The 14,295-nt window shown below is 60.3% G+C and carries 12 protein-coding genes; 6 read left to right on the top strand and 6 right to left on the bottom strand.

Going from position 1 to position 14,295, the window contains the following annotated elements:
- Nucleotides 1-58: 58 nt before the first annotated feature.
- Both glyS and glyQ read right to left on the bottom strand, forming a co-directional pair.
- A complete protein-coding gene (glyS, locus tag BF12_RS0106415) occupies nt 59-2,128 on the bottom strand; it encodes a glycine--tRNA ligase subunit beta (protein ID WP_024951558.1) in 2,070 nt (689 codons plus the stop codon).
- A 2-nt stretch (nt 2,129-2,130) separates the two neighbouring features.
- Nucleotides 2,131-3,087 carry a glycine--tRNA ligase subunit alpha gene (gene glyQ / locus BF12_RS0106410; RefSeq protein ID WP_088743589.1) on the bottom strand — a complete coding sequence of 319 codons (957 nt, stop codon included), beginning with the start codon at nt 3,085-3,087 and terminating at the stop codon, nt 2,131-2,133.
- A 170-nt stretch (nt 3,088-3,257) separates the two neighbouring features.
- Here glyQ and rfaD point away from each other — a divergent pair, with 170 nt between their 5' ends.
- From rfaD to BF12_RS21065, 3 genes are all read left to right on the top strand, one after another.
- On the top strand, nt 3,258-4,214 hold the full coding sequence (gene rfaD / locus BF12_RS0106405) for an ADP-glyceromanno-heptose 6-epimerase (protein ID WP_024951556.1): 957 nt from the start codon (nt 3,258-3,260) through the stop codon (nt 4,212-4,214).
- A gap of 91 nt (nt 4,215-4,305) precedes the next feature.
- Nucleotides 4,306-5,340 carry a lipopolysaccharide heptosyltransferase II gene (gene waaF / locus BF12_RS0106400; RefSeq protein WP_024951555.1) on the top strand — a complete coding sequence of 345 codons (1,035 nt, stop codon included), beginning with the start codon at nt 4,306-4,308 and terminating at the stop codon, nt 5,338-5,340.
- 31 nt (nt 5,341-5,371) lie between these two features.
- Nucleotides 5,372-6,268, top strand: a complete 897-nt coding sequence (locus BF12_RS21065; protein ID WP_024951554.1) for a hypothetical protein — start codon at nt 5,372-5,374, stop codon at nt 6,266-6,268.
- A 123-nt stretch (nt 6,269-6,391) separates the two neighbouring features.
- Here the strand turns inward: BF12_RS21065 and BF12_RS0106390 are convergent, their stop codons facing one another.
- The 3 genes from BF12_RS0106390 to BF12_RS0106380 form a co-directional block, all read right to left on the bottom strand.
- Nucleotides 6,392-7,519: a glycosyltransferase family 4 protein gene (locus tag BF12_RS0106390; RefSeq protein ID WP_024951553.1), complete on the bottom strand. Its 1,128-nt coding sequence runs from the start codon at nt 7,517-7,519 to the stop codon at nt 6,392-6,394.
- Nucleotides 7,513-8,361: a glycosyltransferase family 2 protein gene (locus BF12_RS0106385; protein ID WP_246116470.1), complete on the bottom strand. Its 849-nt coding sequence runs from the start codon at nt 8,359-8,361 to the stop codon at nt 7,513-7,515. Before BF12_RS0106385 ends, BF12_RS0106390 begins: the two co-directional genes overlap by 7 nt.
- Nucleotides 8,362-8,466: 105 nt before the next feature.
- Nucleotides 8,467-9,270: a 3-deoxy-D-manno-octulosonic acid kinase gene (locus tag BF12_RS0106380; RefSeq protein ID WP_024951551.1), complete on the bottom strand. Its 804-nt coding sequence runs from the start codon at nt 9,268-9,270 to the stop codon at nt 8,467-8,469.
- On the opposite strand from BF12_RS0106380, the gene BF12_RS0106375 reads away from it, so the two are divergent.
- From BF12_RS0106375 to BF12_RS0106365, 3 genes are read left to right on the top strand one after another with little or no spacing between them, the layout of a single operon-like run.
- A complete protein-coding gene (locus BF12_RS0106375; RefSeq protein WP_024951550.1) occupies nt 9,269-10,441 on the top strand; it encodes a glycosyltransferase family 9 protein in 1,173 nt (390 codons plus the stop codon). The genes BF12_RS0106380 and BF12_RS0106375 overlap by 2 nt on opposite strands.
- The gene (gene hldE, locus BF12_RS0106370) at nt 10,441-11,871 is read left to right on the top strand and encodes a bifunctional D-glycero-beta-D-manno-heptose-7-phosphate kinase/D-glycero-beta-D-manno-heptose 1-phosphate adenylyltransferase HldE (protein ID WP_024951549.1); all 1,431 of its coding nucleotides are present in this window, start codon (nt 10,441-10,443) and stop codon (nt 11,869-11,871) included. Before BF12_RS0106375 ends, hldE begins: the two co-directional genes overlap by 1 nt.
- Nucleotides 11,872-11,873: 2 nt before the next feature.
- Complete coding sequence (locus BF12_RS0106365) at nt 11,874-13,196, top strand: 3-deoxy-D-manno-octulosonic acid transferase (RefSeq protein ID WP_024951548.1); 1,323 nt, start codon at nt 11,874-11,876, stop codon at nt 13,194-13,196.
- Nucleotides 13,197-13,289: 93 nt separating this feature from the next.
- Here BF12_RS0106365 and BF12_RS0106360 read toward each other — a convergent pair whose 3' ends face one another.
- On the bottom strand, nt 13,290-14,081 hold the full coding sequence (locus BF12_RS0106360) for a DeoR/GlpR family DNA-binding transcription regulator (protein ID WP_024951547.1): 792 nt from the start codon (nt 14,079-14,081) through the stop codon (nt 13,290-13,292).
- Between the last annotated feature and the right edge of the window lie 214 nt (nt 14,082-14,295).

The raw sequence follows: 14,295 nt of genomic DNA, 5'->3' as shown, positions 1-14,295 counted from the left end.
GGGTTCTTTGCGTGTTACATAGGTTGCGCTCGATAATACTATCGAGCGCAACAGTGCCTTACTGAGTCAGCAGACTGATGTCCGCCACACCCATGAACAGGCCTTGCAGGCTGGCCAGCATCGCCAGACGATTGGCACGTACGGCCGCATCGTCAGCATTGACCATGACCTGATCAAAGAAGGCATCGACCGGCGCGCGCAGGCTGGCCAGTGCATCGAGAGCCTCCTGGTAGCGCGCAGTCGCGAACAGCGGTGCCACTTCGGCGCCACGTGCTTTGAGGGCTTCTGCCAGCTCTTGCTCGGCAGTTTCGCTCAACAGACTTGCGTCCACCTCGGTACGGCCATCGTGCTCGGCCTTGGCAAGGATGTTGGACACGCGCTTGTTGGCAGCAGCCAATGCGGCCGCTTCCGGACGCTCACCGAAGGCGTGCACTGCGCGCAGACGACGTGCGAAGTCCAGCGGGTTGCTGACCTTCAGCGTGCGTACGGCCAGATACAGCTCGGCACCCATGCCTTCGTCATTGGCCCAAGCGCGGAAGCGATCGAGCATGTACTCAAGCACGTCCTCGACTAGACCCTCGGCCTTGGGCAGATCACGATGCTGTTCGGCGCTGACGGTCAGCAGCTCGCGCAGGTCGAGATCCAGTTCGCCCTTGATCAGGATGTTGAGCACCCCGATGGTGGCGCGACGCAGTGCGAACGGATCTTTGGCGCCCGTCGGACGCTGACCGATACCGAAGATGCCGGTCAGGGTGTCGAGACGGTCTGCCAGGGCGACCGCCATGCCTGCCTTGGTCGTGGGAATCGCATCGCCGGCGAAGCGCGGCAGATACTGTTCTTCCAGCGCACGCGCGACGGTGGCATCTTCGCCATCGTGACGGGCGTAGTAGTGGCCCATGATGCCCTGCAGTTCCGGGAACTCCAGCACCATCTCGGTGACCAGGTCGGTCTTGGCCAGCTGTGCGGCGCGTGCGGCGTGATCGATATCAGCACCGATACGTTCAGCAATATGACGTGCCACGGCTTCGCTGCGGCGTGCCTTGTCAGCCATGCTGCCCAGCTTCTGCTGGAAGACGACGCTCTCGAGCTTCTCGCGACGCGATTCCAGCGTGCTGCGCAGGTCGGTCTCGTAGAAGAAGGCGGCATCGCCCAGACGCGGACGAATCACCTTCTCGTTACCGGAGATGACCTGCTGCGGGTCCTTGCTCTCGATATTCGCGACGGTGATGAAGGCCGGCATGAGCTTGCCGTCATCATTGAGCAGGTGGAAGTACTTCTGATTGGCCTTCATGGAGGAAATCAGGCACTCCGATGGCACTTCCAGGAAGCGCTCATCGAAGGTGCCCGTCAGTGCGACCGGCCATTCCACGAGGCCATTGACCTCGTTGAGCAGCGCCTCGTCGATGACGGCGTTGGCACCATAGACTTCTGCTTCGGCCTGGACCTGCTCGCGAATACGCTCGCGGCGTACCTCACGGTTGGCCAGCACACGGGCATTTTCCAGCACGTCGAGGTAGTCCTCGGCGTGGGCCAGAGTGATGGCCTGCGGGGCGTGGAAGCGATGACCGAAAGTGGTACGGCCAGCATTGAGGCCGAGTACGCTCGAATCGATGACTTCACTGCCGTACAACGCGACCAGCCAATGTACCGGGCGTGAGAATTCGATGCGCGAAGCACCCCAGCGCATGTTCTTGGGCACTGGCAGACGCGCCACCACTTGCTCAAGCATGGTCGGCAGCAGGGCGGAGAGATGCTCGCCCGGCTGGGTGTGACGGTAGCCGAGCCAGGTACCCTTGTCGGTTTCCAGCTCAATCAGATCACTGACCTCGACACCACAGGAGCGGGCAAAGCCTTGCACTGCGCGTGTCGGCTCACCGTCCTTGAAGGCGGCGGCCTTGGCCGGGCCGCGCTTCTCTATCTCACGGTCCGGTTGGCGCTCGGCCAGTGACTCGATCATGACTGCAAGACGACGCGGGGTAGCGTAGGCGCGGACTTGGCCGAAGGAAACTTCAGCGTCGCGCAAGCTATCGGCCAAGCCATTGGCCAGGCTTTCAGCCAGTGCATCGATGGCGCCCGGCGGCAGTTCTTCGCAGCCCAGTTCGATCAGCAGAGTATTCACGGAGGCCATGCTTACGCGTCTCCCTCGGTAATGGTGTCATCGGCAGCGAGCAATTCATCACGCAGCGCCTTCGGCGCCAGCGGGAATCCTGCGGCCTTGCGGGAAGCGTAATAGGCGTGCGCCACATCACGTGCTAGCGTCCGGACGCGCAGAATATAGCGCTGACGCTCGGTGACCGAGATGGCGTGGCGGGCATCCAGCATATTGAAAGTATGTGATGCCTTCAGTACCTGCTCGTAGGCTGGCAGCGGCAGATTGGCGGCTAGCAGCTTCTGGCACTCACTTTCGCTGTGATCGAAGGCAGCGAACAGCTCCGGCACGGCAGCATGCTCGAAGTTGTAGGCGGACTGCTCCTTCTCATTCTGCAGGAAGACATCACCATAGGTGACGACCGAGCCATCCGGTGCGGTGGTCCAGATCAGGTCGTAGACGCTGTCCACGTCCTGCAGGTACATCGCGATGCGCTCAAGACCGTAGGTCAGCTCGCCGGTGACCGGGAAGCATTCGATACCCCCTGCCTGCTGGAAGTAGGTGAACTGCGTCACTTCCATGCCGTTGAGCCACATTTCCCAGCCGAGGCCCCAGGCGCCAAGCGTCGGAGATTCCCAGTTGTCCTCGACGAAGCGGATGTCGTGGACCAGCGGATCAATGCCCAGACGCTCCAGTGAGCCCAGATAGAGCTCCTGCAGGTTAGCCGGTGACGGTTTCATCACCACCTGGAACTGATAGTAGTGCTGCAGGCGATTGGGATTTTCGCCATAGCGGCCGTCGGTAGGACGGCGGGAAGGCTGCACGTAGGCAGCGTTCCAGGTTTCAGGTCCGATGGAACGCAGGAAGGTCGCCGGGTGGAAAGTCCCTGCCCCAACCTCCATATCCAAAGGCTGCAGGATGATGCAACCCTGTTCGGCCCAGTATTGCTGCAGGGCCAGAATCAGGCCCTGGAAGGTTTTCACGTCTGGCTGTGTCATTGGTGAAGCCCGTTGGCCCATGAATTCGAGAACTGCCAAGTATACAATCCCCGCTTATAGGGTTATAGGCCGCAGATGAAACCGAGTGCGTGCCATTTCCAAATTCTGATGCGTCGCGTCCATGCACGAACGCATTGCGTACAAGCCTCTAGAGGCTATGGGAGCTCAACATGATCGTCGTTACCGGAGGTGCCGGCTTCATCGGTGCCAACATCGTCAAGGCACTCAACGACCGCGGCCGTACCGACATTCTGGTGGTGGATGACCTGAGTGACGGTACCAAATTCGTCAATCTGGCGGATCTGACCCTCGCCGACTATCTCGACAAGGACGACTTTCTGATTCGCGTCCAGTCGAGCCTGATGGGTGAATACGCTGAGCTTCCGAAAATCGAGGCGATCTTCCATGAAGGCGCGTGCTCGGATACCACTGAGTGGGATGGCCAGTTCATGCTCGAGAATAACTTCGAGTATTCCAAGGTGTTGCTCAATTTCTGCGAGGCAAACCAGATCCCGCTGCTGTACGCCAGCTCTGCAGCGACCTATGGCGATAGCCAGGTCTTCAAGGAGACGCCGGAGTTCGAAGGGCCGCTTAACGTTTATGGTTACTCCAAGTTGCTGTTCGATCAGCATGTCCGTCAGCGCTGGGATAGCTTGACCACCCAGGTGGTCGGCTTCCGCTATTTCAACGTCTATGGCCCGCGTGAGCAGCACAAGGGCAAGATGGCCAGCGTGGCCTATCACCATCACACCCAGGTGAAGGCGGGCGAGAACCCGAAGCTGTTCGGCGCCTACGATGGCTATGAAGCCGGCATGCAGAGCCGTGACTTCGTCTACGTCGGTGATGTGGTTGATGTGAACCTGTGGTTCCTCGATCACCCGGAAGCCTCCGGCATCTTCAACCTGGGCACCGGCCGTGCCGAGCCTTTCAAGGCGATCGCCGAGACCGTCATCGAGTACTACGAGAAGGGCGAGATCGAGTACATCGACTTCCCGGAAAACCTCAAGGGCCGCTATCAGAGTTACACGCGTGCCGACATTGGCAAGCTGCGCAAGGCGGGCTGCAACGTCGAATTCAAGACCGTCGCCCAGGGCACCCGCGCCTATCTCGAATGGCTGAATCGCTGAGCTTGAAGACCTGCATCGCAAGTGTGATGGGGCAGGCGAGCCGAGATGGCGAGCATCCGCAAAGAGGGTTGGCCGTGAAGAGGAGCAAGGCATGAGTGAGCGCATTCTGGTGGTCGGACCTAGCTGGGTCGGCGACATGGTGATGGCGCAGAGCCTGTTCATGACGTTGAAGCAGCGCTCGCCCGGCTGCCGGATCAGTGTGCTGGCGCCCGCCTGGTCGCAACCGATCATTGAGCGCATGCCCGAGGTGGAAGAGGCATTGGCGCTGCCAGCAGGGCATGGTGACTTTGCTCTCAAGGCGCGCTGGCAGCTGGGGCGCGCGTTGCGTGGGCGCTTTGATCGCGCCATCGTACTGCCGCGCTCGTGGAAGTCAGCCTTGGTGCCGTTCTTCGCCCGTATCCCGGTACGCGTTGGCTTCACCGGTGAGCAGCGCTACGGCCTGCTGACTGAGTGTCGCAAGCTCGACAAGTCGGTGCTCGATCAGACCGTCAAGCGCTTCACCTCGCTTGGGCTACCGGTCGTTGAGGCCAATCCACCTGCCAATATCCTCGAGCCGCACCTTGAGACAGATAGTGCCAACCAGGCGCGCCTGCGTGGGGAATTGGGGCTGGTCGCACCGCCCAAAGCCATCATCGGCATGATGCCGGGGGCGGAATATGGCCCAGCCAAACAATGGCCGCTGGCACACTTTCGTGCGCTGGCAGAATCCTTGACTCAGGCAGGTGCAGAGGTGCGTATCTTCGGTGGCCCCAAGGATGTCGCGGCAGGGGAGGAGATTGCCCAAGGATTGCCGGGCGTGCATAACTTGTGCGGCAAGACGCGGCTGGCAGATGCGGTGGATCTGATCGCCGAGTGTCAGGAAGTGGTTAGTAATGATTCGGGGCTGATGCATGTCGCTGCTGCTGTTGGGGCCCGCATTCAGGGAATCTACGGCTCCTCGTCGCCACATTACACGCCACCGCTGACGGCCAATCGCGAGATTCACTGGTTGGCGCTGGAGTGTTCGCCGTGCTTCAAGCGCGTATGCCCGCTGGGACATACCAACTGTCTGAACCATCTGCCGCCTGAGCGGCTTCTGGCAGCGATCACGCTTGCCGATGACAACCAGGAAGCTCTGCCTTCGTGATGACGCCATACACCCTTGATGAGGACTGCCGGTGAGTTCGCAGCACATTCGCACGACAGAAGACCTCATTCATCCACGTATGCGTGGCGCCATGCGTCGTGCACATCGTCTCGAGGCGCTACGTGGCTGGTGCGAGAAGCATCTGATTCTGCCGTTCAGTCGCGGGTGGTTATCGCGTTGGCAGGCATCACGCTGGCGCCATGGCGGACTTGAACGGCGCGGATTGCCACGCCACGCGGTGGAGTCTGTTCTCGGTCAGGAGGCGCTGACAGTCTGGGTCAATCCGCGAGAACTGGTGCGCGACGTCAACTTCGGGCGTGACAAGCGCAGGCGGCCGTCCTCCAATGCCTTTATCTGGGATGGCGAATGGGACCTGCGGCGTGGTGCTTTTCGTCACGGCACGCGTTCACGCTTGATGCGTGATCTGATCGAACATGGTGATGATCTCACGGTGATCGAGCGCTATCAGCGTCTGAAAGCGTTGCTGGAGGCCGGCAAGCCGTGGTCATCACCGCGTGATGGCCTCCTGCTGGATAGTGAGGCACGTATCCTGGGATATCTGCAGTGCTATCGTGGCTACCTGCAGGACATGTCACGCAATGGTTTCCGTCAGGGCATCACCAAGGATGAGATGGGTGTGGCAGTCTCGCGCGATGGCCGTCTGCTCAAGATCAACCGGGGACTGCATCGCTTGGCGATGGCGCAGCAGGTGGGCGTACCCAGCGTGCCGGTGGTCGTGAAAGCAGTGCATCGTGAATTCTGGGAGCGGGTCACGGTGGGCGCTGAGGGTGACGAAGCGCTACGCCTTTTGAGCGAGGCCCTGCGCGATTGTCATCCTGAAAGCGAGGCAGGTCCACTGGACCCGACGGCCTACCCTGACCTGAAGATAGATGAGGGGTGGCCTGATCTACGCGATCTCGATGATTGATATTTTTCCGATAATGCATTGATTTATAAAAATTAAAAAGCCTGTTTCATGTGAGATGTTTCACATGAAACAGGCTTTTTTGGATCTTGGCATATTTCTGTACTGCCACGTATCTTGAGCGAGCTATCTTGAGCGCATCAATCGCCGATAAAGCGCGAGATAGGCCTCGCCCATGGCGCTGGGGGTAAAGCGGGCAAGATGAGCACGCGCACCAGTGACGAGTCGCTCACGGCGGGGCGCATCCTCGGAGAGCGCTGTAATAGCTGTTGCCAGTGCTTGAGCATCCTGACCGGGTACCAGCACGCCAGTCTGGTCGTCATGCACGATATCGGGAATGCCATCCACGTTGCTGGCGATGACAGGGACACCGTGATCCATCACATCCAACAGGATAGAGCCCAGCCCTTCATTGCGTGAGGGAAAGGCAAACAGATCAAAGGCGTCGAGGTAGTCGCCGACATTGGTGTGGAAACCTTCCCAGACGAGGTTGTCGAGATCAGCACTTTCCGCCTTGAAGGCCGCCTCATCTTCCCCTGCACCCAGGCAGACGAACAGCAACCCGGGATGACTCGCGCGCAGCAGACGTGCGGCCTCGATCAACAGGCGCTGGCCCTTGTGACGATCTACCAGTGCGCCAACATGCCCGATGACGAAGCGGCCTCCTGCGGGCGTATTGCCGAAGCGCGCACGTAGTGCCGCCACGGACTCGGAATCACTGGGCAGATGGGCGAGGGTGCTGGGGATCAGAGCGGTTTCGCCCCAGTGACGCTCGCGCAGATGTGCTTCGATTACCGAGGAAATCGCCACACGGCAGGCCGCAGCGCGATAGGTCAGTCGGTTGAAAGCCTTGTTCTTGACCGGCTGAGGTACACGACGCGTCAATAGATAGGGAGTCCCTGTCAGGCGCTGGTGTAGCCATGCCCAATGCACCGCCTTGGCTTCATGCGCATGCACGATATCGGCGCGTGGCCGACCGCGATGGCCCCTGAAGCGCCCGCTGATTTCGATCACCTCTACCGTGACGGGCAGCTCAAGTGCCGCCAGTTCGGTAATCAATGGCGAGCCGGTGAGGCATACCAGCGATTGGTTGATTGCCTCACCTTCGGCTGTGCGCCGCGCTAGATCCGCGATCAGATTCAGCGTCTGACGCTCGCCGCCGCGAAACCCACGTGCCAGATTGACGTGACGCACGTGAAGAGGGCGCATCATGGAAAGGGCGGCGTTTTCGGGCGTGGCAGTCGTGGTCACCATACCTTGTTGAAATCCTCTGCCTCGCGCACCTTGGCATCGCGCTGGAATTCGAGCAGCTTGGCGTATTTCAGATAGGCGTTGACGCTGGCGGACAGTGCCACCGAGAAACCATCCACGCCATCGCGGAAGCCCGCCTGGAAGACGAATTTGCGCATGAAGGCATTGCTGCCATGCAGGAATGGCGTGAATGCGTTGGCGCGTTTTCCCTTTTGATACATGATCTTGGCGGCGCGATTCGAGAAGCGGCCGCTGGCCTTGACGAATAGCTCACCAAGATTGGCGAAGCTATAGTGCTCAAGGTCCGCGTCCAACTCACAGGGGTTGGTGGCCTGTACCGAGCTGTGTTGGCGCGAGTCACGGAAGGCTACCTTCTCGCGGTCATAGAGGCGCAGGCAGTAATCAGGGTACCAGCCAGCGTGACGCACCCAGCGTGAGCCAATGAAGTTACGACGGCGCAGCGCGAAGCCATCATGCGGTGTGCTATCGAGCGCTAGGCCATGAATGGCTGTGACGGCACCGTCAGTGAGACGCTCATCAGCATCCAGGGACAGCACCCAGCGGTGCGTCGCTTGCGCCGGGCCGACATTCTTCTGTGGCCCATCCCCGAGATAGGGTTGATCGATCACGCTGGCCCCCATGTTGCGCGCCAGCTCACAGGTCGCATCACTGGACCCGGAATCGACCACGATCAGCTCATCGCAGACCTGTGCCAACGAGCGCAGGCAGTCTTCGATGTTGTGTGCTTCATTGAGCGTGATGACGCAGCCCGTGATCTTGTTACTGGTGGAAGTGCTCGCGCGATCGGGATTCATGGCGGGCGGGGTCTCGTCGGCTGAATTCATGACGGTCTCATTCGTGGCAATCTCGGACATGACGCGCTTGGCCTCAAGGTCGATCTCAAAAGACGTTTCCTGCCAGTATCGTACACTGCCTGGCGGGCAGTGCCCTTAGATGGCCTGGTCGGTAGAGTGATAGGCTGCGTGAATATGCGCCAGGCAGGCAGCATGATGATCTGGGCAGAAACGTGCGAGCGAGCGAGCGAGACGGGACAAATTGGCTCCGCGCCAGCTTGCACCCTGTGGCGCATCGTCGTGTAGCTGGCAACGATCCAGGTCGATCACGTAGACGTGCCCAGTCTCATCAACCAGCAGGTTGCGCGCATTGAGATCGACATGCTCAAGACCCGCATCGTGCACGGCACGAATGGCGCGACCGGTGGTGTCGAGTAGAGTGAGCATGGCCGCTGGCATTGGCTCGTTGGTGGACAGCTCCAATGCCTGTAGCGTCATCAGGTCATCTGCGAAGGCATGCGCACCGGGAATCAGCACCGTGATCAGCGCCGCTTCGTAGGTCAAGCCATGACGCCAGACACAGGCACCAACGGGTTCTGGCACTGGCAGGCCCTGACGATGCAGCTGGGCCGTCAGGCGCAGTTCAGCGAAGGCGCGGGTACGCTCCAGTCCGGTATAGACGTAGCGGTGACTGGCAAGTTTCGCGATCAGGCCTCCGCGTCGATAAGGGCGAAGTGCCCACTGTCGGGCCAATGCTTGAGCCGGGGATTCATGCTGTAGCGAGGCCGGTAGCCGCGCGGGCGCGAGGAATAAACTGGCTCCTCGCCCCGGAGCTTCACCGGTCACGGCAGCGTGTTTACGCCAGAACGATGGCGTGAACCAGTCCGGCGTCATTTGTGGCGCTGTTTCGCCATCATATAGAATGTAGGCATTCTCATTTCGGAAAACTGCCATCCGCATGAAGCATCCTCTTCCAGCCCAGCCCGCGCATATCTGCGTGCTCCGGCTCTCCGCTCTCGGCGATGTCTGCAATCTTGTGCCGACGGTGCGTGCCTTGCAGCGCCAATGGCCTGAGGTACGCGTTACCTGGATCGTCGGCAAGGGGGAGCACAGTCTACTGTCCGGCCTTTCCGGGGTCGAATTCGTGGTCTACGACAAGTCTACCGGGCTTGCCGGTATGCGCTCCATCTGGCGTCAGCTCAAGGACACTCGTTTCGATGTGCTGTTGCACATGCAGCAGGCGCTGCGTGCGAGTGCGTTGTCGCTCGGCCTCAAGGCTGATGTGCGCATCGGTTACGACCGTGCACGCGCCAAGGACTGGCAGTACCTTTTCACCTCGCATCAGCTGGCGCCGCGTGAGCGTGCTCATGTCCTGGAGTCGTTCATGGACTTCGCGCGCACACTGGGCGTTGAGGACTGTCGTCTCGATTGGCATCTTGACGTACCTGATGAAGCTTACGTCGAAGCCGCGCGAGTGACGGGGGAAGCGCCGTATCTGGTGATCAGTCCCTGCGCCAATCCGCGTCTGCGCAACTTCCGTAACTGGTCAGCTGAAGGTTATGCCGCGGTGGTGGATCACGCCTGGCAGCAATACGGCATCCGCAGCGTGATGACAGGAGGCGGTAGCCCACAGGAGCGAGAAATGGGCGCACGCATCAAGGCGATGGTCAGTGAGGGCGCCGTCATTGATGCGATCGGCGAAACCTCGCTCAAGGGCTTGCTGGCACTGATCGACCGCGCCGTCGCCGTGATCGCGCCGGACTCCGGCCCCGTGCATATGGGCAATGCCCTGAATACGCCGGTGATCGGTTTGTACGCCACGACCAATCCTGAGCGCGCCGCGCCTTATTGCTGGCAGCATCTGGTGGCCAATCGCTATCCGGATGCGGTGGAGACGTATCTGCACAAGCGCATGGATGAGATCAACTGGGGCCAGCGGGTACGCCATCAGGACGCGATGAGCCTGATTCGTGCTGAGGATGTCATCGCGCGGCTGACCGAGTTGCTGGCGGATACTGACGGCGTCGTGAGCCATCAAAGCTGCGAACGACTCCCGGTGCCCACTGTCTCAACAGACACCTTTGTTGATGCCGCCCCTTCTGATTCCCCCTCTGCACGCGGAGACGCCTGATGAAGCTTGACCTGACTGCGCTGGAACAGGCTCGCCTGCTGATCGTGGGTGATGTGATGCTGGATCGTTATTGGCACGGCGGTACCTCACGTATCTCGCCGGAAGCGCCGGTGCCGGTGGTCCGTGTCAACGAAAGCGAAGATCGCCCCGGCGGTGCCGCCAACGTTGCGCTGAATATTGCCTCGCTGGGAGCGCATGCCACCTTGGCAGGCGTGGTGGGCCAGGATGACAACGCCGCCATCCTGACGCGCGCGCTGGAAAACGCCAATGTCATCACGCGTTTTCAGTCCAGTGACAGCGTACCGACCATCACCAAGCTACGCGTGATGAGCCGCAACCAGCAGCTGCTGCGGCTCGATTTCGAGGAGCCGCTGCATGAGGTGGATACCGATGAGCTGGTGAGTCATGTCGAGGCGGAGCTGGGCGCCAGCGGCGTGATGATTCTTTCCGACTACGGCAAGGGTACGCTGAACCAGGTCGAGGTACTGATTGCCGCAGCGCGAGCTGCGGGCAAGCGTGTGCTCGTCGATCCGAAGGGCAGTGATTTCTCACGCTATCGTGGCGCCAGCATCATCACGCCCAATCTGACCGAGTTCGAGACCATCGTCGGCCCATGCCGTAGCGATGAAGAGCTAGCGGAGAAGGGCGAGAAACTGCGCGCTGAACTGGCACTGGAAGCGCTGCTGGTCACGCGTAGTGAAAAGGGCATGACCCTGATTCGCGAAGGTCATGCGCCGCTGCATCTGCCGACGCATGCGCGTGAGGTCTATGACGTCACGGGTGCCGGTGACACCGTCATTGGTGTGCTCGGGCTGGCACTGGCGGCGGGCCATGCCTTCCCGGAGGCTGTGATGCTGGCCAACCTGGCGGCGGGACTTGTCGTCGCCAAGCCGGGTACCGCAACACTGTCGGTCGCTGAGCTCTATACCGCGCTGCATGGCGACAAGCTGGCAGAGTTTGGCGCGATTCAGGAGCATACGTTGATTCCCGCAGTACGTGCCGCACAGGCACGCGGTGAGCGCGTGGTCATGACCAACGGTTGTTTCGACATCCTGCATGCTGGCCACGTGGCCTACCTGCAGGAGGCCGCGCGTCTCGGTGATCGCCTGATTGTTGCGGTCAATGATGATGCGTCCGTCGCACGCCTCAAGGGCCCGACACGTCCGATCAATCCGATAATGCGCCGTATGCAGGTATTGGCCGGTCTCGGGGCGGTCGCTTGGGTGGTGCCCTTTGCGGAAGATACGCCAGCGCGCTTGATCGAAGCTGTGCTCCCCGACGTGCTGGTCAAGGGTGGCGATTATCTGCCTGAAGAAATCGCCGGGGGCGAGGCCGTGATTGCCAATGGGGGTGAGGTGCGTGTGCTTGGTTTCGAGGATGGCGTTTCCACCACCGCGATGATCGCCACTATTCTTGATCGCGAGGACTAGGTGTGAGCCTTGCCCGTGGCCTCTATAGTGCTGCCCTGACCCTGCTGTCGCCATTGATCTGGCAGCGGGTCTGGCGCGAGCATGATGACCAGCATCCGCGTTGCGAGCGGCTGGGCATCATTCCAGCAACCCCTTCAAGCACACCCGCGCTCGAGAGTCCTATCTGGCTACATGCTGCCTCACTGGGTGAGGTGGTGATGGTAGCGAGTCTTGTCGAGGCACTGCGCCGTCGCTATCCCACGCGACCGCTGGTAATGACGACCATGACTGCCACAGGCGCCGCACAGGCCGCGCGGCTTCTGCACAGTCCTGAAGGCAGTGCGGTGCTGGCGCCTGCTCGTCATCACTATCTACCCTTGGACTTCCCGTGCACCGCACGGCGCTTCGTCACACGCCTGCGTCCGGCGCTTGCCATCCTGGTGGAAACCGAGCTGTGGCCGAATCTGATGGCGGCATGTGCCAGAGAGGGGGTGCCATTGGGCGTCGTCAATGGACGTCTATCACCGCGCGCTTTCGATCGCTATCGAAAGGTGGCGAGCGTCATGCGCGAGAGTCTGGCGAATGTCAGCTGGTTGGGCGCCAAGGCGCCAGAAGACCTGGAGCGCTTCATTGCACTCGGGCTACCGGCTGCTCGCGGCGTCACGGTGGGGTCACTCAAGTTTGAACTTGAGGTCTCTCCACAGGTGATCACCAGCGGACAGGCACTGCAGGTGCAATTTGATGGGCGCCCAGTCTGGATTGCGGCTTCAACGCATGAAGGTGAGGATGCTCAGATACTGACGGCGCATGCGGCGGTACGAGCACAGCACCCTGACGCGTTGCTGCTGCTGGTGCCACGCCATCCGCAGCGTTTCGAGGCGGTAGCGGCTCAGAGCGACACGTGGTGTCAGTCACGAGAAGAAACGAATCTACGTCGCAGCCACATGCATGCTGCAAGCTCGTTGAGCGACCCGGCCATTTCGGTACTGGTGGGTGACTCTCTGGGAGAGTTGCTCACACTGTACGCTGCCAGTGACATCGCTTTTGTGGGCGGCAGTCTGGTGCCTGTCGGTGGCCATAACATGCTTGAACCTGCTGCGCTGGGACTACCCCTGTTGAGTGGCCCGTCGCTGGCTAACTTCAACGAGATCGCTGAAGTGATGACGGAAGAAGGTGCGTTGCAGGTGGTGGCTGATAGTGAGGCATTAGCGGTTGCCGTCGCCGCACTGTTCGCGGATAACGTAATGCGTAAGCAGGCCGGTGAAGCGGCCCGTCAGGTAGTTGCACGTAATCGTGGCGCACTGTCAGGCTCCTTGGCGGAGATTGCCATCTTGTTGCCCGCATGAGTTGGTTAGCGCGCCTTTTGCGGGCACTAACCGATTTTTCAAAACAAAAGCGCCGCACAATTGTGCGGCGCTTTTGTTTTTATAGCCCTTCGCTCAGTCGATGCTTGGGTGGCAATCAACCATCTCTGCTGTCACGCACAGCTCTGGGTCCAGTGTGCCCAGGCAATCACGCGCTGCCGGATGGCTATTGCTGATCACCACATCGAAGTCGCTGAGTGGCGCGATAAAGGCGGGCCGCACCATTTCAAATTTACGGGCATCGACGATCAGAAAGCGCTGCATGGCACTTTCCAGCGCCGCCTGCTTGGCGGCCACTTCATGGAAGTGAAAGCAACTGACGCCACGGCTGGCATGTACGCCGCCGGCCGAGATGAAGGCCTTGTTGATCCCGAGGCGACGGATCGTTTCCGGCATATCGGTGGCGGTAAAGGACTGGGTAGCGGCGTGAAACAGCCCACCGAGCATGACCAACCGAACGCCGGGCAGATGACCAACCGCATTGGCAACATTCAGAGCGCAGGTCACTAACGTCAATGTCTGCTGGCGGTTCAGTGCTGCAGCCAAGTGGACCAGCGTCGTGCCGCAATCGACATACAAGGTGTCACCATCCTCGATATGACTCGCCAACTGCTGGCATAGTGCTTGCTTTATCGGAGCGCTGGCATCGATTTCACGCTCCAGGCGATAGACGCTACCAGCGGAAGCCTCTGCCAATAGCAGACGGCCGCCAAGAATCTCCAATAGGCCGTTGCTGTGGGCCACATCGCGGCGAATAGTCATCTCCGAGACACCACATAACTGTGCCGCGTCACTCAGTGGTAGAGGGCTACCCTCACGCAGGATGGCCTGTAGGCGATCGAGACGTACAGCGCTGTGATTGTTCATGCGGCAGTGTCCTTTTTTGCCGATAACGATGATGAAGCGTTGGCCGAAGCGTGGCGCTGTCGAGTCACGCGATGTGTCGCGCAGAGATGATAAACCACTGACATACAGGGAGAACCTGTAAATCGATGGCAAAGGTCTCACGAAGCCACTGTATGGCAAGTCGGAAAATGTTCAAACGAACGTATTGACTATTTGGTCAGTATGTGACTTTTTG

The organism is Cobetia crustatorum (genome assembly GCF_000591415.1).
In the GTDB taxonomy this organism is placed as follows: domain Bacteria; phylum Pseudomonadota; class Gammaproteobacteria; order Pseudomonadales; family Halomonadaceae; genus Cobetia; species Cobetia crustatorum.
The sequence above is the reverse complement of the archived record's forward strand: the minus strand, read 5'-3'. Positions and strand labels throughout refer to the sequence as shown.

What these genes read in the sequence shown, in the direction of transcription:
- BF12_RS0106360 (WP_024951547.1), bottom strand. Translation starts at nt 14,081, where the DNA reads ATGAACAATCACAGCGCTGTACGTCTCGATCGCCTACAGGCCATCCTG.
- BF12_RS0106380 (WP_024951551.1), bottom strand. Translation starts at nt 9,270, where the DNA reads ATGCGGATGGCAGTTTTCCGAAATGAGAATGCCTACATTCTATATGAT.
- hldE (WP_024951549.1), top strand. Translation starts at nt 10,441, where the DNA reads ATGAAGCTTGACCTGACTGCGCTGGAACAGGCTCGCCTGCTGATCGTG.
- BF12_RS0106390 (WP_024951553.1), bottom strand. Translation starts at nt 7,519, where the DNA reads ATGGTGACCACGACTGCCACGCCCGAAAACGCCGCCCTTTCCATGATG.
- rfaD (WP_024951556.1), top strand. Translation starts at nt 3,258, where the DNA reads ATGATCGTCGTTACCGGAGGTGCCGGCTTCATCGGTGCCAACATCGTC.
- waaF (WP_024951555.1), top strand. Translation starts at nt 4,306, where the DNA reads ATGAGTGAGCGCATTCTGGTGGTCGGACCTAGCTGGGTCGGCGACATG.
- BF12_RS0106385 (WP_246116470.1), bottom strand. Translation starts at nt 8,361, where the DNA reads ATGAATTCAGCCGACGAGACCCCGCCCGCCATGAATCCCGATCGCGCG.
- glyQ (WP_088743589.1), bottom strand. Translation starts at nt 3,087, where the DNA reads ATGACACAGCCAGACGTGAAAACCTTCCAGGGCCTGATTCTGGCCCTG.
- glyS (WP_024951558.1), bottom strand. Translation starts at nt 2,128, where the DNA reads ATGGCCTCCGTGAATACTCTGCTGATCGAACTGGGCTGCGAAGAACTG.
- BF12_RS0106375 (WP_024951550.1), top strand. Translation starts at nt 9,269, where the DNA reads ATGAAGCATCCTCTTCCAGCCCAGCCCGCGCATATCTGCGTGCTCCGG.